We start from the raw sequence: 21,362 nt of genomic DNA on the forward strand, positions 1-21,362 counted from the left end.
TTACTTATATCTTGTGCGATAATCTGTTGATGAATAGCGGAAAAAATGGCGCCTGCGCCTTCTCTTTGGCGGCCTTTTTTTGCATTATTCGTAAACGTTAACCCGCAGATAAAAGGATGCGCTATGCCTACAGTGGACCCGCAGCAGCTCGCCAGACGTATTGATACGGTGCTGGATATTCTGGTCGGCGGCGATCACGCCTCGGCGATTAACAACCTTGAGATCCTGAAGGCGGAGCTGCTGAGCATTGCCCGCGGCGAAGCGCCGCAGGACGGCGAGTTGAAAAAATCGCCGTGGGAGATTTGAGACACCTGATATTTCCTCTCCCGGCGGAGAAGAAGTCATTTATCAGAGGCTTAAAGAACCAAAAGCACCCTGCCAGTCTTTTTCAAAGGTAGCGATGGCGGCGGTGACGGCGGGCGTGGTCAGCAGCTGATCGGCGACGTCTACCGGTAAGGTGATGGACTCACAGCCCGCCAGCAGGCAGGACATGGCCTGATGCGGCGTGCGGAAGCTCGCGGCCAACACTTTGGACTGCGGCGCATGCAGCGTCAGCAGCTGCTGCAGATCCTGAACCATCTGAATGCCGTCGCCGCCCTGCGCGTCCAGGCGATTCACATACGGCGCAACGTATTCCGCACCGGCCAGCGCGGCCAGCAGCCCCTGTGCCGCACCGTAGACAGCGGTGCCAAGCGTTGGGATGCCCAGAACTTTCAGCTGTTTCATCGCCGCAAGGCCTTCGACCGTCGTCGGTACTTTCACTACGATTCCCGGTACGCGGCTGGTCAACAGCTGCGCTTCACGCACCATCTCATCCGCATTTGCCGCAATGACCTGAGCAAACAACTTGCCTTCGCCACCCAGCGCATCCTGCAACGCAGGTAATACGTCCCAGATCGGCTTGACAGCTTTGGCAACAATCGATGGGTTAGTCGTCACGCCCTGCAGGGGCAGAACGCGGGCCAGCCGCTTAACGGCAGCCACGTCGGCGGTATCTAAATACAGTTCCATAAGGTTCTCCAGATTCGTTGCAGATCTCATTGCCGTCATCATAGCTTCGCCTTCTGATTGATTCCTGATCGAAATCAATAAAACTTTCATTCGAAACCTATTTAATTTGCGAAAGAAAGTTAAGGGGCGTAATTATGCTTTTCAATATTCAGCGTTACTCGACACATGACGGCCCGGGCATCCGCACGGTCGTCTTCCTGAAAGGCTGCTCTCTCGGCTGCCGCTGGTGCCAGAACCCTGAAAGCCGCGCCCGTACGCACGACATCTTATTTGACGAACGTCTCTGCCTCGCCGGATGCGAGCTTTGCCAGCATGCCGCGCCGCAGGCGATCTCCCGCACAGATAACAAACTGGTTATCGCCCGGGGAAAAGTCACCGATGCCGACATTCTTGCTTTAAACGACTGCTGTCCGACGCAGGCGCTGACCGTGTGCGGCGAAACCCAAAGCGCAGACGCCATTATGGAAAAAGTGCTGCGCGATAAGCCGTTTTACGACCGCAGCGGCGGCGGCATTACCCTCTCGGGCGGCGAGCCGTTTATGCAGCCTGAACTGGCGCGCATGCTGCTGCAACGCAGCAAAGAAGCCGGAATCAACACCGCCGTAGAATCCTGCCTGCACGTACCGTGGAAGTATATCGAACCTTCACTCCCGCATCTGGATCTGCTGCTGGCGGATCTGAAACACGTCGATAAACAGCGCTTTAAGCAGTGGACGGACGGCAATGCCGACCGGGTGCTGGATAACTTCCGCAGGCTTGCCGCCCACGGCGTAGAAATGACCATTCGCGTGCCGCTGATCCCTGATTTTAACGCTGATGAGCGGTCCATTCGCGCCATCAGCGATTTTGCCGCCGACGAAATCGGCGCGAAGGCGATTCATTTTTTGCCCTACCACACCTTAGGTATCAACAAATACAAACTCCTGAACGTGCCCTATCTGGCAGCGCAGAAACCCCTTGATGCGCCCGACCTGCTGCAGTTTGCCGAACAGTATGCCAGCCAGAAAGGCATGACCGCCTGGATAAGAGGATAAACATCATGACCGAACTGAACCTGAACTTTCTCAGCCCGCGCGTCAAAGCGCACAAAGAAGCGCTGATCCACATCGTGAAGCCGCCGGTGTGTACCGAGCGCGCCCAGCACTACACTACTATTTATCAGCAGCATCAGGATAAGCCGCTGCCGGTTCGCCGCGCGCTGGCGCTGGCGCATCATCTGGCCGAACGCACCATCTGGATCAAACACGATGAGCTGATCGTCGGCAACCAGGCCAGCCACGTGCGAGGCGCGCCGTTCTTCCCGGAATATACCGTGGGCTGGATTGAAACAGAGATCGACGAGCTGGGCGACCGTCCGGGCGCGGGCTTCTCTATCACGGAAGAAGACAAAGCCGTGATGCATGAAATCTGCCCGTGGTGGAGGGGCCAGACGGTGCAGGATCGCTGCTACGGGATGTTTACCGACGAGCAAAAAGCGCTGCTGGCCACCGGCATTATCAAAGCCGAAGGCAACATGACCTCCGGCGACGCGCACCTGGCGGTGAATTTCCCACTGCTGCTGGAGCTGGGGCTTGATGGCCTGCGCGAAAAAGTCGCAGAACGCCGCGAACGTCTGCATCTCACCGACTGGGACGATCTGCATAAAGAGCAGTTCCTGAAGGCGATCGATATTACTTTCTGCGCCCTGAGCGACCATATCCTGCGCTTTGCGGCGCTGGCAAAAGAGATGGCGGGCAAAGAGCCCCGCCCTACCCGCCGCGACGAGCTGCTGGCAATGGCGGATAACTGCGAACACATCGCCCACCAGCCGCCGAAATCCTTCTGGCAGGCGCTACAGCTGAGCTACTTCGTACAGCTGGTGCTGCAGATTGAATCCAACGGCCACTCCGTCAGCTTTGGTCGTCTGGACCAGTACCTTTATCCCTGGTACCGCCGCGACGTTGAGCTGGAGCAAACCCTGGGCCGCGAGCAGGCTATCGAACTGCTGCAAAGCTGCTGGCTTAAGCTGCTGGAGGTAAATAAAATTCGCTCCGGCTCGCATTCCAAAGCCTCGGCGGGCAGCCCGCTGTATCAGAACGTGACCATCGGCGGCCAGACGCTGCTCAACGGGAATGCGGTCGATGCGGTCAACCCGCTCTCTTATGCCGTACTGGAATCCTGCGGCCAGCTGCGCTCTACCCAGCCAAACCTTAGCGTGCGCTATCACGCGGGAATGAGCAATGACTTCCTGGACGCCTGCGTTCAGGTCATTCGCTGCGGCTTCGGTATGCCTGCCTTTAACAACGACGAAATAGTTATCGACGAGTTCATCAGGCTCGGCGTCAGCCGCGAAGATGCCTACGATTATGCGGCGATTGGCTGCATCGAAACCGCCGTCGGCGGCAAGTGGGGCTACCGCTGCACCGGCATGAGCTTCATCAACTTTGCCCGCGTCATGCTGGCAACGCTTGAGCACGGCCGTGACGCCACCAGCGGGAAAGTTTTCCTGCCGCAGGAAAAGGCGCTGTCTGACGGCAGCTTCACCTCTTTCGACGAGGTGATGAACGCCTGGGACGAGCAGATTCGCTACTACACGCAGAAGTCCATTGAGATCGAATGCGTGGTAGATACCGTGCTGGAAGAAAACGCCCACGATATTCTGTGCTCTGCGCTGGTGGATGACTGCATCGAACGCGGTAAGAGCATCAAACAGGGCGGCGCGAAGTACGACTGGGTTTCTGGCCTGCAGGTGGGGATCGCCAACCTGGGCAACAGCCTGGCGGCGGTGCGTAAGCTGGTGTTTGAACAGGGTGTGATTGGTCAGCAGCAGCTCGCCGAAGCGCTGGCGAACGATTTTGACGGGCTTAGCGGCGAACAGCTGCGCCAGCGTCTGATCAACGGCGCGCCTAAGTATGGCAATGACGAAGACGAGGTGGATCTGCTGCTGGCGCGAGCCTACCAGACCTATATTGATGAACTGAAGCAGTATCACAATACCCGTTTTGGACGCGGGCCCATTGGCGGCACCTACTATGCGGGCACCTCGTCAATCTCCGCAAACGTCCCATTCGGCGCCGCAACTATGGCAACGCCTGACGGTCGTAAGGCGACAACTCCGCTGGCGGAAGGGGCAAGCCCGGCATCAGGTACTGACCGCCTGGGGCCGACTGCGGTAATAAGCTCCGTAGGCAAGTTGCCAACCAGCAAGATTCTGGGCGGCGTACTGCTTAATCAGAAACTTAATCCGGCCACGCTCGATAACCCGCGCGACCGTGAGAAACTGATGTTTATGCTGCGCACCTTCTTCGAAGCGCATAAAGGCTGGCACGTGCAATACAACATCGTTTCCCGCGAAACGCTGCTCGATGCCAAACAACATCCTGACAAGTATCGCGATTTAGTGGTGCGAGTAGCAGGTTATTCGGCATTCTTTACAGCCTTATCTCCGGACGCGCAGGATGATATTATAGCCCGAACTGAACACACTCTTTGATAACTTCGGCGGTGGCGAAAACCACCGCCTATAATTGGCTGACATGAATTCCAGACAACAAATCATATTACAGATGGTGATCGATCAGGGCCGCATGAGCGTGGCCGATCTCGCTAAGACAACCGGCGTTTCCGAAGTGACCATCCGTCAGGATTTGAACCTTCTGGAAAAGCGGAGCTACCTGCGTCGCGCCCACGGTTACGCTGTGCCGCTGGAAAGTGACGACGTCGAAACCCGCATGATGAACAACTTCACGCTGAAGCAGAATCTTGCCGGGTTTGCAGCATCGCTGGTTAACGACGGTGAGACGGTGTTCATTGAAAACGGCAGCAGCAATGCCCTTCTCGCCCGTACGCTGGCCGAACGCAAGCGCGTGACGCTTATCACCGTCAGCAGTTATATCGCTCATCTTCTCAAAGATACCAACTGCGAAGTAATCTTGCTGGGCGGCATTTACCAGAAGAAAAGTGAAAGCATGGTCGGCCCTCTGACCCGCCAGTTCATTCAGCAGGTTCACTTCAGTAAGGCATTTATCGGTATTGATGGATTCTTGCCAGAAACAGGCTTTACCGGCCGCGACATGATGCGTGCCGACGTGGTGAACGCCGTGCTGGAAAAAGGCAGTGAAGCAATTGTGCTGACGGACAGCAGCAAGTTTGGCGCAACCCATCCTTACACCCTCGGCCCAATGGCACGTTTCAGCCGCGTCATCACCGACGACGGCCTGAACGATACCGCCCGACAGCAGCTGCAGGACAGCGGCATCCAGATTGATATCGTCAGGCAGTTCCCTCTGAGCTAACGCGATTCCCGGATACTGTCTGTCAGGTTACAGACAGTGATCTAATCAGATTAATCCTGCCTCGCCTTTAAGAGTTTTCACCTGTATTAATTTTCTGTAACATTTAGACTAATTATTAGCGATATAACAGGAAGTAACAGCCACCCGAATTATATTTTGGGTTTATATCGCTAAGCAGTTTCACGGAAGCTCCGCTTAAGAAGCTATACTTGTAGAGAGGCTTTGTTTCCGTGGATCAATTATTCAGGAGAAAAAATGATGACCTTAAATAACAAAAAAATTGCCGCCGTCGTGCTGGCTGTAACCGTTGCGATGTCACTGAGTGCTTGTTCAAACTGGTCCAAACGTGACCGCAATACCGCGATTGGCGCGGGTGCTGGTGCGTTAGGCGGTGCGGTACTTACCGATGGCAGTACCCTGGGTACCCTGGGTGGCGCAGCGGTAGGTGGTGTTATCGGTCACCAGGTCGGTAAATAAGGCAGGATGCCAGCAAAAGCTTAATTGCTTTAACGAATTAAAAACGTTACGACTTTCAGGTCTTGCAGCAGACATAACAAAAGGCCACGGTAATTACCGTGGCCTGATAGTTTCTATCAAATAAAAGCGTTAGCCACCCGCCAGTTTTACTTTCATTCCTTTTGCTTCCAGCAATGATTTAATCAGGTCGCGTTTATCCCCCTGAATTTCAATCACTCCCTCTTTTAGCGAGCCACCGCAGCCGCATTTCTTTTTCAGCTCGGCGGCAAGGGTTGCAAGGGTTGTATCATCCGCATCGATACCGGTAATCAGGCAAACCCCTTTGCCTTTGCGCCCGCTGGTCTGACGCTGGATTCGTACAATTCCGTCCCCTTTCGGGCGCACCGCTTCCGCTTTAGGCTCGTCGATTCGTCCCGTATCCGTGGAGTAGACCAGACGGCTGTTGTTATCTTTCATGCTTATGCCCCCTGTTGCAGCGACGCGCGAATATCACGCAGGGTTTGCGCCGGATCGGCAGATTGGGTGATCGGACGCCCGATAACCATATAGTCCACGCCCGCCGTCTGCGCCTGAACCGGCGTCATAATGCGACGCTGATCGCCCGCCTCGCTGCCAACCGGACGGATGCCAGGCGTGACCAGCTTAAATGCCTGACCCAGCTCATTTTTAAAACGTACTGCTTCATGAGCCGAACAGACCACGCCGTCCAGACCGCAGTTCTGCGTCAGGCGCGCCAGGCGTTCAGCGTAATCCGCCGGGCTTGCGTTAATCCCTAAATCAGCCAGATCGCTGGCTTCCATGCTGGTCAGCACGGTGACGGCGATCAGCAGCGGAGCATCTTTGCCAAACGGAGTTAAAGCCTCACGTGCCGCGCTCATCATGCGCGCCCCGCCGCTGGCGTGGACGTTAACCATCCATACGCCAAGCTCGGCCGCTGCTGCAACCGCACGGGCGGTGGTGTTTGGAATATCGTGGAATTTTAAATCGAGGAAGACATCAAAGCCGCGCTGCTGCAGATCGCTGACGAACTGCGGCCCGAAAAGCGTGAACATCTCCTTGCCGACCTTCAGACGGCAGTCCTGCGGGTCGATACGGTCGACGAATGCCAGCGCGCTGTCGCGCTTGTCGTAGTCGAGCGCAACGACAACTGGCGAATCGGTGGCAACACGGGAGGAGGAGGATGCGGTTGAATTCATGACTTAACCTTCTGACTGTTGGGCACCAGCGCGGCGCAGGGGATAAACGGCAAGCATTCTACTCGCGCGCAGGGAAAATTTACAGTTGCCATTGCACCCTGCCAGGCGATGGCTGCTCGAGGCCGGAATAAGGGGATTTAACGATAGGCAAGTATGTTGTAACTAAAGTGCAGGCTTTTTTAAAAACGGCGCTAACCCGCCGCCGTTTTATTGTCCGTCCAGACCCCGAATGGGCTTAACGGTTGACCAGGCCCGGCATGACGGGCAGTGCCAGTACATCGTGAAGGCGGTGAAACCACACTTCTGGCAGCGATAGCGCGGTTTAGTCCTCACCTGTTCGCCCACCATATCACGTAATACGATCAAACTCTCTTTCGCACGCCCTTCTTCTGCTTCCTGGAGATGGTAATCAATCAGGCGGTGGAAGACGCGCATGGTCGGGTGGCGCTGCAGCTGCCGGTTAATATACACCTGCGCCGTATCGGCCCCCTCTTTCTGCTCCAGAATACCGGCCAGCATCAGTTCTGCTACGGCACCGGCATTCTCTTCAACGCAGCGCTTGAGGAACGCTTCCCACTCGTCAGGTTTATTGAGCTGCTGGAAACAGACCTGCAGCATATCCAGCGTTTCGCTGACCAGCTCGCTATCCTGATCGATAACGCGCTGCAAAGATTCGACGGCTTTGGCGTACTCGCCTTTGGCCATGAAAATGCGGCCCATCATGATGGAGACGCGGGCACAATTTTTGTCCGCCGCCGCGCCCTTCTTCAGCAGCGACATGGCGCGATCCAGATCGTCACTGCCCATCAGCTGCAGCGCGAGCTCGCAGTAAAAATGGGCAATTTCCGTACGCTGCTTGTCTTTGCCGAGCTTGACCAGGCGTTCGGCAACGTCAATGGCTTTCTGCCAGTCGCTGGTTGCCTGATGGATCTGCAGCAGCTGCTGCAGCGCGCTGACCCGGAAGTCAGTTTCGTCTACCAGCTGAGCAAACATGTCTTCTGCCCGGTCGTACAGCCCGGCGGCCATGTAATCACGGCCAAGCTGCTGCACGGCCAGCAGACGCTGCTCGTAGGTCAACGAGGCGCTTTCCATTAACGACTGATGGATACGGATTGCGCGGTCGACCTCACCGCGCGAACGAAAGAGGTTGCCAAGCGTAAGGTGAGCCTCCACGGTGCTGGTATCTTCTTTGAGCATATCAAGGAAGAGATCGACCGCTTTGTCCTGCTGATTAGACAGCAGGAAGTTCACCCCGGCGACGTAGTCTCGCGACAGGCGATTGGCTTCCTGCTGTTTATCTTGATGCGCACTTCTGCGTCCCATGTACCAGCCGTAAGCGGCAGCCACGGGCAACAGCAGAAACAGCAGCTCCAGCATATACGGTTATTCCTTCACTGCCGGAACGGAGGTCGCTGGCACCACTGGGTCCACGGACACCTGTTGCTCAAGGCGTTTAATTTTACGGTCGGCCCGCGCCAGCAGAATGCGCACGCGTAGCCAGAACAGGCTGCAAATCAGCCAGCCGATGATAAAACCAGCGGCAAAGAGCGTTGCCAGCAACGTGGAGACACGGTATTCGCCCTGCGCCAGCAGGTAATTAAAATTGACTACCTGATCGTTTTGCGCACCCAGGGTAACGGAAACCACAAAGATCGCCAGCAGCAGTAAAAAGATGAATAAATATTTCACATTACTTCCCGTTATGTGGTCTTGCGCGACTGTTATGCCCTAATGCTTTTCAACGGTATAAATTACCATTTCCGGGGAGCCCGGGGAATCCATTAGCGACGTCCAATTCATAAGAAATGGGGCTTAAATCAATAATCTCAAGGTTCTTCGTCCCTTTCGGCTATTTCCTGGTCTTCTTCTGCCGGTGGCGTAAGCGGCCCACACCATTTTTGAGCAAGCCAGGTAGCAAGCGTGACCAGCAGCCAGGAGATGAGCGTAGCCACCGCCAGATCCCGTGGCCAGTGCATGCCCAGCAGCAAACGGCTCCCCATTACGCCCGTAGCCCATACCAGCAGCAGGACAATGGTAAACGTGCGGCGACGCGGCCACAGCAGCCCAACGCCTAATAATGCCCAGCTTGCGGCAAACATCGTGTGGCCTGACGGAAACGCAAAACCGGTCTCTTTTTGCCAGTGCTGACGCAGCCAGCCCGGCACTTCGCTGTGGGTGGAAAGTTGGTTTTTAACCAGCTCACCGCGCTGCTTACGCTTTAAATTGTAGAACTCATCGGTCGGGACATGCTGCGTTTTTTCAAGCCAGACCACAAACGGACGCGGCTCCTGGACTTTATCTTTAATAACCGACTTAACGCCCTGACCAATAAGGATAGCCGAACCAAGGATAGCAAAAAGCATCAGCGCCGCTTTTAAGCGGAACCTGAGGCACCACAGGAACCAGCCGCAGAGCAAAACGTGCGTGATAATGCCCCAGGGCTGAGTCACGGTCTCTGTGACCCAATACATCGCTTTAAGCCAGGCGTTACCGCCATCCGGCGCCCATTGCCAGCCAGAAAACCAGACGGTTAACGGCATGATTAACAGCACTCCGGCACCGGCAGCCGTTCGTTTAGCGATAGCCCGCATTGTTGCTCCTTAACAATCAAAGTCGCCCAAGGATACCCGAAAAAGTGCACGGATGGGAAAACGGCACGTTCTGCTACAGGTAAAAATAGCAGACCACCCAGTCTATTAGGCGAAGTGTTCCGCCTTGTGGCAAAATAACGATAATCATTGCCGCCAGAAAGCTGGCAGTCGCCCACGGGCGTCAAAATAAGTACCTGGAGAATCACATGCAGCTTAAACGTGTGGCAGAAGCCAAACTGCCTACCCCATGGGGCGATTTCCTGATGGTGGGTTTTGAAGAACTGGCAACCGGGCAGGACCACGTGGCCCTGGTTTTTGGTGATATTACCGGGGATCAATCCGTACTGGCCCGCGTGCATTCAGAATGCCTGACGGGTGACGCGCTGTTTAGCCTGCGCTGCGACTGCGGTTTCCAGCTCGAAGCCGCGCTGTCGCACATTGCCGAAGAAGGCCGCGGCGTGCTGCTTTACCATCGTCAGGAAGGCAGGAATATTGGGCTGCTGAATAAAATCCGCGCCTACGCCCTGCAGGACAAAGGTTACGATACGGTCGAAGCAAACCATCAGTTAGGCTTTGCGGCAGACGAGCGGGACTTCACCCTATGCGCGGATATGTTCAAGCTGCTGGGCGTGGACGCGGTGCGTCTGCTGACCAACAACCCGAAGAAAGTCGAAATTCTGAGCGAGGCGGGTATTAATATCGTTGAGCGAGTGCCGTTAATCGTGGGGCGTAACCCGAAGAACGCGCACTATCTGGACACGAAAGCGGCGAAGATGGGGCATTTGCTTTCCGAATAATTCTCAAGAAATTGTAGGGTGGATAAGCGGCAGCGCCATCCACCAGACAACCCTGTGGCGGATGACACTTCGTTTATCCGCCCTACGCTTCAGGCGGATCTACTTTCTCACTTCAGCATATTACGTATCACATAGTGCAAAATGCCGTCGTTCTGGAAATAGGTTAACTCATTTCCGGTGTCGATTCGGCAGCGACACTCAACCACCTCTTTGCGACCGTCGGCATGAGTCAGCGTCACCGGCACCGTCGCACCTGGCTTCAGGTCGTTCAGGCCGGAGATATCAAGCGTCTCATCTCCCGTCAGGCCCAGCGTTTTGCGCGTTACGCCCTGCGGGAACTCAAGCGGCAGAATGCCCATGCCAATCAGGTTTGAACGGTGGATACGTTCGAACGATTCGGAAATCACCACCCTCACCCCCAGCAAGCGCGGGCCTTTTGCCGCCCAGTCGCGGCTTGAGCCGGATCCGTACTCTTTACCGGCGATGACCGCCAGCGGAATGCCTTTGGCCTGATAGCGCATTGCCGCATCGTAGATGGACATCAGCTCATCGCCGGGCAGCAGGCGCGTCATGCCGCCTTCAACGCCGGGAACCATTTCATTGCGGATACGGATGTTGGCAAAGGTGCCGCGCATCATCACCTCGTGGTTACCGCGGCGCGATCCGTAGGAGTTGAAGTCTTTGCGCTCCACGCCGTGATTTTGCAGATAGCGTCCCGCCGGGCTGTCTGGCTTGATACTCCCCGCAGGGGAGATGTGGTCCGTAGTGACCGAATCCCCCAACATGGCCAGCACGCGGGCACCGTGGATATCCTCAACGGGTTTCGGCTCGGCCTCCATGTCATCGAAGAATGGTGACAAGCGTATATAGGTAGAATCGCTCTGCCAGCCGTAGGTGTCGGACCGGTCAACCTGAATATTGCGCCACTCCGGCGTGCCTTCGAAGACCTCAGCATATTCTTTGTTGAACATTTCAGTGGATACCTGGGCTACCGCGCGGGCGATCTCCTGGCTGCTCGGCCAGATATCTTTCAGATAAACCGGGTCGCCTTTGCGGTCGTGACCCAGCGGGTCGGTCATCAGGTTAACGTTCATGTTCCCGGCCAGCGCGTAGGCAACCACCAGCGGCGGCGACGCCAGCCAGTTCGTTTTCACCAGCGGATGGATACGGCCTTCAAAGTTACGGTTACCGGAAAGCACCGCACCGACGGTGAGATCGCCTTTTTTGATCGCCTGCTCAATAGGATCCGGCAGCGGCCCGGAGTTACCGATGCAGGTTGTGCAACCGTAGCCCACAAGGTTGAAGCCAAGATCGTCCAGATACGGCGTCAGTCTGGCCTTCGCCAGGTAATCAGAAACAACTTTGGAGCCCGGAGCCAGTGAGGCCTTGACCCACGGCTGTCGTTTCAGGCCCAGCGTCAGGGCCTTCTTCGCCAGCAGCCCCGCTGCCATCAGCACGCTCGGGTTAGAGGTGTTGGTACAGGAGGTGATGGCGGCGATAACAACGGCTCCGTCAGGAAGCTGATATTGGTGCCCGCCCATCGTGTAGTTAACCGGAGCACGGTCTTTTTGCGATGAATTGACTTCAAGTTCGTTGCTGGCGCTAAAGGCTTTGGGTACATCACCCAGCGCAACACGATCCTGCGGGCGTTTTGGCCCGGCAAGGCTCGCCTCAACTTCGTTCATATCCAGCGACAGCGTGCTGGTAAAGACGGGTTCATCGCCGGTATTGCGCCACATACCCTGTGCTTTAGCGTAGGCCTCAACCAGCGCAATCTGATCTTCCGTGCGGCCGCTCAGGCGCATGTAGTCCAGCGTGACGCCGTCAATCGGGAAGAAGCCACAGGTTGCGCCGTATTCAGGGGCCATATTGGCAATGGTGGCGCGATCCGCCAGCGGCAGCGAGTCCAGCCCGTCACCGTAAAATTCAACAAATTTGCCCACCACGCCGTGCTTGCGCAGCATCTGCGTGACGGTCAGCACCAGGTCGGTGGCGGTAATACCTTCGCCAAGTTTACCGTCGAGTTTAAAGCCTACAACGTCGGGGATCAGCATTGATACCGGCTGGCCGAGCATGGCCGCTTCCGCCTCGATGCCCCCCACTCCCCAGCCCAGAACGCCGAGGCCGTTGATCATCGTGGTGTGGGAGTCTGTGCCGACCAGCGTGTCGGGATAGGCCACGAGCTCATCGCCCTGCATTTCGCTCCAGACAGCTTTCCCGAGATACTCAAGGTTTACCTGGTGACAAATGCCGGTGCCCGGTGGCACAACGCTGAAACGGCTGAAAGCCTGCTGGCCCCAGCGCAGGAAGACATAACGCTCGTGGTTACGCTCCATCTCCAGGCGCACGTTTTCTTCGAAGGCATCATCATCGCCGAAGTGGTCAACGGTAACGGAGTGGTCAATGACCAGGTCGACGGGGGAAAGTGGGTTTACTTTGGCGGTGTCGCCGCCGAGACGTTTGACGGCTTCACGCATCGCGGCCAGATCGACGACTGCGGGAACGCCGGTAAAATCCTGCATTAATACGCGCGCCGGGCGGTAGGCAATTTCACGGTCGGCGTGGGCATTTTTCAGCCAGCCCGCCAGCGCATGAATATCCTCTCGGGTCACCGAATCTTCATCCTGCCAGCGCAGCAGGTTTTCGAGCAGAACTTTTAGCGACTTGGGTAGACGGGTGATATCCCCAAGTTCCTTTGATGCCAGCGGCAGGCTGTAGTAGTGATAGGTTTTATCCAGCGCCTGTAGCGTATCCTTACTGGCTTCTCGTAGGGTTGACGACATAGCTCCTCCTTAACGATGTCCTGAGTGAATTCAGGGTCACTATTAAAGATAACACAAACATGTCGTAACGTTTTGATAACAACCCAAAATGATAAATGGCCCATTCTGGCGGCTGCGGAGACGAAAACGCCCGGGCATGCAGCCAGGGCGTTTGAATTAGTTAGCCAGCGTGGCGATCAGCTGCGCCCAGAACAACACCGAAACGGTGAACGCGCCAACCCATGACCAGTATTTAAGACTTCCGAAGTTAATCATAAGCATTACTCTTTTTATATACGCTATGCACATTGACTGACTAATTAAGCAGTCGCGAAGAATATTGCCGTGTGTAGTTATTAATAAGTACGCCAGTTTGCTGCCGCTAATATAAAAAGTGTGATTGACAGCAAGTTAATTGAACGTAAATAAAATGAGTAATTATTGTTTTTTGTGATCGTCAGCAGCAAAAAGGTCGATAAACTCCTGCTGCTGCTTTGACAGCTTCCAGCGCTCGGGGGACACGTTTTTGGCGTTTTTTCCTCCCTTCAGCGTCTGAAGGGTCTTGTCATCCTGTTGACACACAGGATCGGGCTGCTGGACTTGTCCGTGAGTCACCATTTTCAGCTCCAGTAATGCCAGGCCACCAGCGCGACCACCAGCCAGAACAGGCCTGAAACCAGAAAGACCGCAAGCCATGCTTTGCGTTTAAGCTCGGGATCCCTTTGCGGTTGTTCACGTCCTGCAGGCATTGCTAACCTCATACAATCGACACCACTTATCAGAAATTCATTAACAATCGGTATAAACAATCGGCTGTTGGGATTAATCCTAAAGAAACTCTAGCTCAAAAGCCAGCGGTTTTGCGCGCTGTTTTCAGGAAAAGATTTAATCTTTTGACATGAAATAAGTTATTGAACTCTAAGATTTGCGCTGCGGTTAATTATTAACTACGCCTGTCGCATATTAGAGACATATTAACCATTTTAAATGAAAGGGTATTAAGGGGGGATTTAAATTCGGATGAGTTTAATTCGTATTTCCCAGTGGAAAATAGAACGGTACCCTCTTTCGTATAAGAAGGTACCGTGCGTCATTATTTGGCGGGTAATTTAATATCTTTAAACATCGCTTCAATATCTTCATTGGAGCGTAGCGCAACGGCAGTGTCCACTACGTCTCGCGTCAGGTGCGGCGCAAAGCGCTGAATAAAATCATACATATAGCTGCGCAGGAAGGTGCTGCGGCGGAAGCCTATTTTGGTGGTGCTGTGGCTGAATACGCCCTGCGCTTCAATCCTTACCAGATCCGGGTCGGAGACCGGATCTACCGCCATGCTGGCGATGACCCCGACGCCAAGGCCAAGGCGGACGTAGGTTTTAATCACGTCCGCGTCGGTCGCCGTAAAGACGATGCGTGGCGTTAAGCCTGCGCGATTAAACGCGGTGTCCAGCTCCGATCGCCCCGTAAAGCCGAAGGTATAAGTAACCAGCGGGTACTGCGCGAGCTCTTCAATGGTTACGGACTCTTTGGATGCCAGCGGATGATCCGGCGTCACGACAATAGAACGGTTCCAGTGGTAGCAAGGCAGCATCACCAGGTCGTCATAAAGATGCAGCGCTTCGGTCGCGATGGCAAAGTCCGCGTTGCCCTTAGAAACGGCCTCAGCAATCTGCGTAGGCGAGCCCTGATGCATATGCAGGGAAACCCGCGGGTAACGCTCAATAAAACCTTTAATTACGCCGGGCAGAGCATAACGAGCCTGTGTGTGGGTAGTTGCCACGTAAAGGGAGCCTTTATCCGGCCACGTGTGCTCACCGGCAACGGATTTAATGGCGTCCACCTTTGAAAGCACCTCACGGGCAATACGAATGATCTCCTGCCCTGCGGGGGTGACCTGGGTGAGATGCTTGCCGCTACGGGCAAAAATCTGTATCCCCAGCTCATCTTCCAGCATGCGTACCTGCTTGCTGATGCCCGGTTGAGAGGTATATAGCCCTTCCGCCGTCGACGAGACGTTAAGATTGTGGTTGACCACCTCAACGATATAACGAAGCTGCTGTAGTTTCATGACTTACCATCCAGGTCAAAACGCCCCGTCGCAGGCGATGCGGGGAGTAAGACGATATGAAAGTGACAAGATGCGATGGGATCACTATATCAGTTATATCTTCTCTGTATAGATGTTAAGAAAAAATAATAAAGAGGTTATATAAGGGGATATAAAAAAACCGGAGCCAGGCTCCGGTTTTTCATTTCACAGGAAAATTACTTCTTCCCTTCAACCCATTTCCCGTCGACGAAGAAGGCGGACCAGCCGGTGGCCTTACCGTCTTTCTCGGAGGAAACGTACTGCTGTTTGGTCTTGCGGCTAAAGCGTACCACCGACTTGTTACCGTCCGCGTCCTGCTGCGGGGCGTCGGCCAGATAGCGCAGCTTCTCCGGCAGACGGTCACGGAAGCGGTACAGCTCTTCCACTAACGGCGCGCGGGTTTCACGCGATTTAGGGAAGGTGTTAGCCGCCAGGAACACGCCGGCCGCGCCGTCACGCAGAACAAAGTAGGCGTCTGATTTCTCGCACGGCAGCTCCGGCAGTGGAACCGGATCTTCCTTCGGAGGTGCCACTTCGCCGTTGCGCAGAATCTTACGGGTGTTCTTACAGTCGTCGTTGGTGCAGGCCATGTATTTACCGAAGCGCCCCATTTTCAGGTGCATTTCAGAACCACATTTTTCGCATTCAACGATAGGGCCGTCATAACCTTTGATACGGAACTCGCCCTCTTCGATTTCGTAGCCGTCGCAGGTTGGGTTATTACCACAAACGTGCAGCTTGCGCTTCGGATCGATGAGGTAGCTGTCCATCGCGGTACCGCATTTAGCACAGCGACGCTTAGCGCGCAGGGCGTTAGTTTCCGCGTCGTCGCCCTCAAGGACGTTGAGCACTTCGTTTTCCGGCACCAGGTTAATGGTGGTCTTGCAACGCTCTTTCGGCGGCAGCGCGTAGCCGGAACAGCCCAGGAACACGCCGGTGCTGGCGGTACGGATACCCATCTGACGGCCACAGGTCGGGCAGTCGATGCTGGTGAGCACCATCTGGTTCGGGCGCATCCCGCCCTCTTCCGGCTCCTGCGCCGCTTTTTCAAGCTGGCCGCTGAAATCGGTAAAGAACTCGTCCAGCACCCCTTTCCACTCGGCCTGATTGTTGGCCACCTGGTCGAGGTTGTTTTCCATCTGCGCGGTGAAGTCGTAGTTCATCAGCTCGCGGAAGTTCTCTTCCAGACGATCGGTGACGATCTCGCCCATTTTTTCCGCATAGAAACGACGGTTTTCCACACGCACATAGCCACGATCCTGGATAGTGGAAATGATAGACGCATAGGTGGAAGGACGACCGATACCGCGTTTTTCCAGCTCTTTCACCAGCGACGCTTCGCTAAAACGAGCGGGCGGCTTGGTAAAGTGCTGGCCCGGCAGCAGTTCAACCAGCGACATCGCGTCACCCTTGTTCACCGCAGGCAGCGTTTTGTCTTCGTCGCCTTTGCGCAGCGCAGGCATCACTTTCGTCCAGCCGTCGAAGCGCAGGATACGGCCACGCGCTTTCAGGCGGTAGTCACCGGCGGCAACGGTTAAGGTCGTGGAGTCGTACTGCGCAGGCGTCATCTGACAGGCCACGAACTGGCGCCAGATCAGCTGATAAAGCTTCTGCGCGTCCGCTTCCATATCCTTCAGGGATTCAGAAACTACGCCGACGTCAGAAGGACGAATCGCTTCGTGCGCTTCCTGAGAATTCTCTTTATTGGAGTACTGAAGCGGTGACTCTGGCAGGTATTTCTTGCCAAAGTTCTCGCCGATGTACTCACGCACCATGTTCACCGCGTCCTGGCTCAGGTTCGTGGAGTCGGTACGCATGTAGGTGATGTGGCCCGCTTCATACAGGCGCTGCGCCATCATCATGGTTTTCTTGACGCCAAAACCAAGACGGGTGCTTGCCGCCTGCTGCAGCGTGGAGGTGATAAACGGCGCGCCAGGCTTGCTGCTGGTCGGCTTATCTTCACGCTCAAGTACGCTGTAGCTCGCTTTTTCAAGCTCGCTGACCGCCGCCATGGTCTGTTCACGATTGACCGGACGGAAGGGTTTATCTTTGTGGTGGCTGACCTGAACCGGCAAGTTGTCGCCCTTAGGCGTTGCCAGATTGGCATCAATTTCCCAGAACTCTTCCGGCACGAACGCTTTGATTTCGCGCTCACGCTCCACGACCAGACGCACCGCAACGGACTGCACACGGCCTGCGGACAGGCCACGGGCAATTTTCTTCCACAGCAGCGGAGAAACCATGTAGCCCACGACGCGGTCCATAAAGCGGCGCGCCTGCTGAGCGTTAACACGGTCAATATTCAGTTCGCCCGGCTTTTCGAAGGCCTGCTGGATAGCATTTTTGGTGATTTCGTTAAACACCACGCGGCTATAGCGCGATTCATCGCCCCCGATCACTTCCCGCAGGTGCCATGCAATGGCCTCCCCTTCGCGGTCAAGGTCGGTTGCGAGATAGATATGGTCGGCTTTCTCAGCAAGGGATTTCAGTTCTGAAACCACCTTTTCTTTGCCCGGCAGCACTTCATACTGGGCTTCCCAGCTGTGCCACGGGTCGACACCCATACGGTTTACGAGCGCGCCGCGTTCATCCTTTTTGACCTTTTTGGTCGTTTTGGTGGAGGCAGAGTCAGCGCTCTTCTTGGTGGTTGATCCACTGGTCGGCAAATCACGGATATGACCTACGCTGGACTTAACCACGTAGTCATTACCGAGATATTTGTTGATCGTTTTGGCTTTTGCCGGGGACTCAACGATGACGAGAGCTTTACCCATATTCACCTTTACCTAATTTAATTCATCCAGAATACGTCGCACGCTGCCTCAATCTCTCACAATCAGCGTGCCTTTTTTTATATTGCGGCAGCCTCAGGGGAGATCAACTCTTTTTTCAAGCACCCAGTCTGAAAGCTGACGTAGCGCAGGTGATTGAGATAACGGCTCTTTCGTACAGGTGACATAGCACGACGGAAGTTTGGTTGAATGTCAAGCAAATCCTTTGCCAGATTTGCGAAAGCGTCACACTCTACCTGATAAAATCCGATACGCAACTTTATTAGCATGCAAAACCGTTTCTCGCCAGCATGGTCAACTTTTTTGCAGGCCCACACTTTACAGGGAGATATTGCCCAACGCCGCCAAGTGGACGTAAACTAGCGCCAGTTTTCTGGAGGAGACAACATGCAATCTACAACTCAGCCTATTGACCGTGAGACGCTTCTTGCCGAGGCCAACAAGATCATCCGTGAACATGAAGATTTCATGCACGGCATGCATGCTACTGGCGTTGAGCAAAAAAACGGCGTGCTGGTATTTAGCGGCGAATACTTCCTTGATGAACAAGGCTTACCGACCGGAAAAAGCACCGCGGTATTCAATATGTTCAAACACCTGGCCCACCTGCTTTCTGAAAAATACCATCTGCAGGACTGAAGCCGCCTGAAGTAAAAAGCGAGGCTATCAGCCTCGCTCTTAATCCTTCCTTTACAATAGCGGCTTTTCACCGCGCTGCCACCAGCGAAGCAACAAACGATCCAGACTGTTTGCCGCGCTCCCCGTGAAGCGATCCATCATTTTCTTGCGCTGGGCATAACGCACGCCGATAACATCATGGTTTGCCATCAGGCTGATAAGCAAATCGTCGCTGGTGCTGACGTCGTCCACTAAGCCCTTCTCTTTTGCCTGCATGCCGTACCAGTGCTCACCGGTAGCGACAGCTTCAATATCCAGGCTCGGGCGCATTTCGTGTACGAAAGACTTAAAAAGAAGGTGCGTTTCGTTCAGGTCTTCCCGGAACTTTTCGCGTCCCTGCTCGGTGTTTTCACCCAGCAGCGTCAGGGTACGTTTGTACTGCCCCGCGGTATGTAACTCGATGTCGATATCGTTACGCTTTAACAGACGGTGGAAGTTAGGCACCTGCGCCACGACGCCGATGGAGCCAATAATAGAAAACGGTGCGGCAACAATGCGATCCGCCACGCAGGCCATCATGTAGCCGCCGCTGGCGGCGACTTTATCTACCGCCACGGTCAGGCGAACTTTATGATCGCGCAGACGCTGCAGCTGAGATGCCGCAAGGCCATAACCGTGCACCACGCCGCCCGGGCTTTCCAGACGCAGCAGCACCTCATCTTCCGGTTTGACAACGGCCAGCACGGCGGTGACCTCTTCCCGCAGAGAAGTGACCTCGTGGGCATCCATACTGCCTTTAAAATCCAGCACATAGAGCGTTGGTTTGTCAGAACTGACCGTTTCACCGCGTTTAGCCCGCGCTTTGGCTTGTTTAGCCTCAAGTTTATGCTTTTTCTTCTGGCCCTTATGCCATTGTTTCTGCTGATGGTTATCCAGACGGGCCACCTGCATTTCTTCACGCATCTCCTGATACTGTTCGCTCAGGTTGGTTAGCCGCAGCTCACCACGCTGGTGCTTTTTACGCACCGCGGCATTCACGATAATGAGAACAACAGCCGCGATCGCGACGACAACAGTGACAATTTTGGCCAGAAACAGTCCATAATTCGCAATTAAATCCACGCATTCCGCCTTTATTTCAGAGCATTAATCATCCGTGGAGTTTACCTGAGGGGGCAATCCACGTCTCCAGGCAACTTTATACGCTGCGAGATGCCTTCCTGAATCGAAAAATTGCCGTGAAACTTTTGCAAAATGTTAATCAACGGTAATGTCTCCTGATGGCTGATTGAAATACCCCCTCCTTTCAGGCATAAAGCCCTGTGAGTAAGACACCTTCAGAAATAAGACGTGAGCGTCTGACTGCATCACGCGAGGAGTGAATTTTGCATTACCAACCGAAAATCGACCTGCTACAAAACCGCATTATTCTGGTCACGGGCGCAAGCGACGGCATTGGCCGTGAAGCCGCCCTGACCTACGCACGTTACGGCGCGAGCGTGATCCTGCTCGGGCGTAACGAAGACAAACTTCGCGCTGTGGCGCAGGAATTACATCATTTAAACGGCGACACGCCGCACTGGTTCACCCTGGATCTGCTGACCGCCACGCCGCAGGATTGCGAGCAGCTGGCGCAGAAGCTGGCTGGTCTGGTGCCGCGCCTTGATGGCGTGCTGCACAATGCGGGAATGCTTGGCGACGTGGTGCCGATGGACCAGCAGGATCCGCAGACCTGGCAAAATGTCATGCAGGTCAACGTTAACGCCACCTTTTTCCTTACCCAGGCGCTGCTTCCTCTGCTGCTGAGGTCCGATGCGGGATCGCTGGTGTTCACCACTTCAAGCGTGGGCCGCCAGGGTAGCGCCGGATGGGGAGCCTACGCCGCGTCCAAATTTGCCACCGAAGGCATGATGCAGGTGCTGGCAGAAGAATATAAGCAGCAGAATCTTCGCGTGAACTGTATTAACCCCGGCGGCACCCGCACCACAATGCGCGCCAACGCCTTCCCGACGGAAGATCCGCAGAAGCTGAAAACGCCGCGTGATTTAATGCCGCTGTATTTATGGCTGATGGGCGACGACAGCCGTCGCAAAACCGGCATGAGCTTCGATGCGCAGCCTAACCGTAAACCAGGAATTTCCGAATGAGTGACGATCGTTACCAGCAGCGCGCCCAGCGACAGAAAGAGAAAGTTGATGCCCGCATTGAATCAGCCCAGGAAGAGCGTGGGATCCTGATTGTCTTCACCGGCAACGGCAAAGGCAAAACCACGGCGGCGTTTGGCACGGCGACACGCGCAGTGGGCCACGGAAAAAAAGTCGGCGTCATCCAGTTTATTAAAGGCCAGTGGCCAAACGGCGAGCGTAACCTGCTGGAGCCGCACGGCGTGGAATTCCAGGTCATGGCCACCGGCTTCACCTGGGAGACGCAGAACCGGGAGACGGATACCGAGGCCTGCCTGGCAGTCTGGCAGCACGCAAAGCGTATGCTGGCGGACAGCTCGCTGGATATGGTGATCCTCGATGAGATCACCTATATGGTGGCCTACGATTACCTGCCGCTTGCGGAAGTGATGGAGGCGCTGCAGCAGCGTCCGGCAAACCAGACGGTCATTGTTACCGGCCGCGGCTGCCACAGGGATATCCTCGAGATTGCCGATACGGTCAGCGAGCTGCGCCCGGTGAAGCACGCGTTTGATATCGGCGTGAAAGCGCAGATTGGGATCGATTACTGATTCTGGGTGATGACGCTATCG

General features: G+C 55.1%; 22 protein-coding genes. 9 read left to right on the forward strand and 13 right to left on the reverse strand.

Annotated features, from left to right (window positions below):
• The first annotated feature begins 123 nt into the window (after positions 1-123).
• Entirely contained in the window at positions 124-306 is a 183-nt protein-coding gene (gene yciZ, locus AAE045_RS07185) for a protein YciZ/DeoL (RefSeq protein WP_202303587.1), read from the forward strand.
• A gap of 42 nt (positions 307-348) precedes the next feature.
• On the opposite strand, the gene fsa is transcribed toward yciZ, so the two are convergent.
• Entirely contained in the window at positions 349-1,011 is a 663-nt protein-coding gene (gene fsa, locus AAE045_RS07190) for a fructose-6-phosphate aldolase (protein WP_455547114.1), read from the reverse strand.
• Between the two features lie 134 nt (positions 1,012-1,145).
• Between fsa and AAE045_RS07195 the strand changes: the two genes are divergently transcribed.
• The 4 genes from AAE045_RS07195 (at position 1,146) to osmB (ending at position 5,762) form a co-directional block, all read left to right on the forward strand.
• Positions 1,146-2,045: a glycyl-radical enzyme activating protein gene (locus AAE045_RS07195; RefSeq protein ID WP_455547115.1), complete on the forward strand. Its 900-nt coding sequence runs from the start codon at positions 1,146-1,148 to the stop codon at positions 2,043-2,045.
• Between the two features lie 5 nt (positions 2,046-2,050).
• Complete coding sequence (locus AAE045_RS07200; protein ID WP_455547116.1) at positions 2,051-4,483, forward strand: formate C-acetyltransferase/glycerol dehydratase family glycyl radical enzyme; 2,433 nt, start codon at positions 2,051-2,053, stop codon at positions 4,481-4,483.
• A 43-nt stretch (positions 4,484-4,526) separates the two neighbouring features.
• Positions 4,527-5,285 carry a DNA-binding transcriptional regulator YciT gene (yciT, locus tag AAE045_RS07205; protein WP_455547117.1) on the forward strand — a complete coding sequence of 253 codons (759 nt, stop codon included), beginning with the start codon at positions 4,527-4,529 and terminating at the stop codon, positions 5,283-5,285.
• A 258-nt stretch (positions 5,286-5,543) separates the two neighbouring features.
• Positions 5,544-5,762 carry an osmotically-inducible lipoprotein OsmB gene (osmB, locus tag AAE045_RS07210; RefSeq protein WP_271128996.1) on the forward strand — a complete coding sequence of 73 codons (219 nt, stop codon included), beginning with the start codon at positions 5,544-5,546 and terminating at the stop codon, positions 5,760-5,762.
• 129 nt (positions 5,763-5,891) lie between these two features.
• Here the strand turns inward: osmB and yciH are convergent, their stop codons facing one another.
• The 5 genes from yciH to pgpB form a co-directional block, all read right to left on the reverse strand.
• The gene (yciH, locus tag AAE045_RS07215; protein ID WP_455547118.1) at positions 5,892-6,218 is read right to left on the reverse strand and encodes a stress response translation initiation inhibitor YciH; all 327 of its coding nucleotides are present in this window, start codon (positions 6,216-6,218) and stop codon (positions 5,892-5,894) included.
• A gap of 2 nt (positions 6,219-6,220) precedes the next feature.
• Entirely contained in the window at positions 6,221-6,958 is a 738-nt protein-coding gene (pyrF, locus tag AAE045_RS07220) for an orotidine-5'-phosphate decarboxylase (protein WP_455547119.1), read from the reverse strand.
• Between the two features lie 207 nt (positions 6,959-7,165).
• Positions 7,166-8,335 (reverse strand): lipopolysaccharide assembly protein LapB, encoded by a 1,170-nt coding sequence (gene lapB / locus AAE045_RS07225; protein WP_455547120.1) that lies wholly within the window; start codon positions 8,333-8,335, stop codon positions 7,166-7,168.
• Between the two features lie 6 nt (positions 8,336-8,341).
• Positions 8,342-8,647 carry a LapA family protein gene (locus tag AAE045_RS07230; RefSeq protein ID WP_455547121.1) on the reverse strand — a complete coding sequence of 102 codons (306 nt, stop codon included), beginning with the start codon at positions 8,645-8,647 and terminating at the stop codon, positions 8,342-8,344.
• A gap of 137 nt (positions 8,648-8,784) precedes the next feature.
• Positions 8,785-9,549, reverse strand: a complete 765-nt coding sequence (gene pgpB / locus AAE045_RS07235) for a phosphatidylglycerophosphatase B (protein WP_455547122.1) — start codon at positions 9,547-9,549, stop codon at positions 8,785-8,787.
• A gap of 206 nt (positions 9,550-9,755) precedes the next feature.
• Between pgpB and ribA the strand changes: the two genes are divergently transcribed.
• A complete protein-coding gene (ribA, locus tag AAE045_RS07240) occupies positions 9,756-10,346 on the forward strand; it encodes a GTP cyclohydrolase II (protein WP_455427987.1) in 591 nt (196 codons plus the stop codon).
• A gap of 107 nt (positions 10,347-10,453) precedes the next feature.
• Here the strand turns inward: ribA and acnA are convergent, their stop codons facing one another.
• The 6 genes from acnA to topA form a co-directional block, all read right to left on the reverse strand.
• Positions 10,454-13,129 carry an aconitate hydratase AcnA gene (gene acnA, locus AAE045_RS07245; protein WP_455547123.1) on the reverse strand — a complete coding sequence of 892 codons (2,676 nt, stop codon included), beginning with the start codon at positions 13,127-13,129 and terminating at the stop codon, positions 10,454-10,456.
• A 156-nt stretch (positions 13,130-13,285) separates the two neighbouring features.
• Positions 13,286-13,384 carry a small membrane protein YmiC gene (ymiC, locus tag AAE045_RS07250; protein ID WP_455427985.1) on the reverse strand — a complete coding sequence of 33 codons (99 nt, stop codon included), beginning with the start codon at positions 13,382-13,384 and terminating at the stop codon, positions 13,286-13,288.
• A gap of 162 nt (positions 13,385-13,546) precedes the next feature.
• Positions 13,547-13,726: a hypothetical protein gene (locus AAE045_RS07255; RefSeq protein ID WP_455547124.1), complete on the reverse strand. Its 180-nt coding sequence runs from the start codon at positions 13,724-13,726 to the stop codon at positions 13,547-13,549.
• Positions 13,727-13,728: 2 nt separating this feature from the next.
• Positions 13,729-13,890 (reverse strand): YmiA family putative membrane protein, encoded by a 162-nt coding sequence (locus tag AAE045_RS07260; RefSeq protein ID WP_202303686.1) that lies wholly within the window; start codon positions 13,888-13,890, stop codon positions 13,729-13,731.
• 311 nt (positions 13,891-14,201) lie between these two features.
• The gene (cysB, locus tag AAE045_RS07265) at positions 14,202-15,176 is read right to left on the reverse strand and encodes an HTH-type transcriptional regulator CysB (RefSeq protein ID WP_172569831.1); all 975 of its coding nucleotides are present in this window, start codon (positions 15,174-15,176) and stop codon (positions 14,202-14,204) included.
• Between the two features lie 197 nt (positions 15,177-15,373).
• On the reverse strand, positions 15,374-17,971 hold the full coding sequence (gene topA / locus AAE045_RS07270) for a type I DNA topoisomerase (protein ID WP_455547125.1): 2,598 nt from the start codon (positions 17,969-17,971) through the stop codon (positions 15,374-15,376).
• Between the two features lie 405 nt (positions 17,972-18,376).
• On the opposite strand from topA, the gene AAE045_RS07275 reads away from it, so the two are divergent.
• On the forward strand, positions 18,377-18,628 hold the full coding sequence (locus tag AAE045_RS07275; protein WP_455427981.1) for a YciN family protein: 252 nt from the start codon (positions 18,377-18,379) through the stop codon (positions 18,626-18,628).
• 51 nt (positions 18,629-18,679) lie between these two features.
• Here the strand turns inward: AAE045_RS07275 and sohB are convergent, their stop codons facing one another.
• A complete protein-coding gene (gene sohB, locus AAE045_RS07280; RefSeq protein ID WP_455547126.1) occupies positions 18,680-19,729 on the reverse strand; it encodes a protease SohB in 1,050 nt (349 codons plus the stop codon).
• Positions 19,730-19,992: 263 nt separating this feature from the next.
• Here sohB and AAE045_RS07285 point away from each other — a divergent pair, with 263 nt between their 5' ends.
• Positions 19,993-20,754 (forward strand): YciK family oxidoreductase, encoded by a 762-nt coding sequence (locus AAE045_RS07285; protein WP_455547127.1) that lies wholly within the window; start codon positions 19,993-19,995, stop codon positions 20,752-20,754.
• On the forward strand, positions 20,751-21,341 hold the full coding sequence (gene cobO / locus AAE045_RS07290; protein ID WP_455547128.1) for a cob(I)yrinic acid a,c-diamide adenosyltransferase: 591 nt from the start codon (positions 20,751-20,753) through the stop codon (positions 21,339-21,341). The genes AAE045_RS07285 and cobO overlap by 4 nt, the downstream gene beginning before the upstream one ends.
• The last annotated feature ends 21 nt before the right edge of the window (positions 21,342-21,362 follow it).

The sequence above is a fragment of the Dryocola clanedunensis genome (genome assembly GCF_038405435.1).
GTDB lineage: Bacteria > Pseudomonadota > Gammaproteobacteria > Enterobacterales > Enterobacteriaceae > Dryocola > Dryocola clanedunensis_A.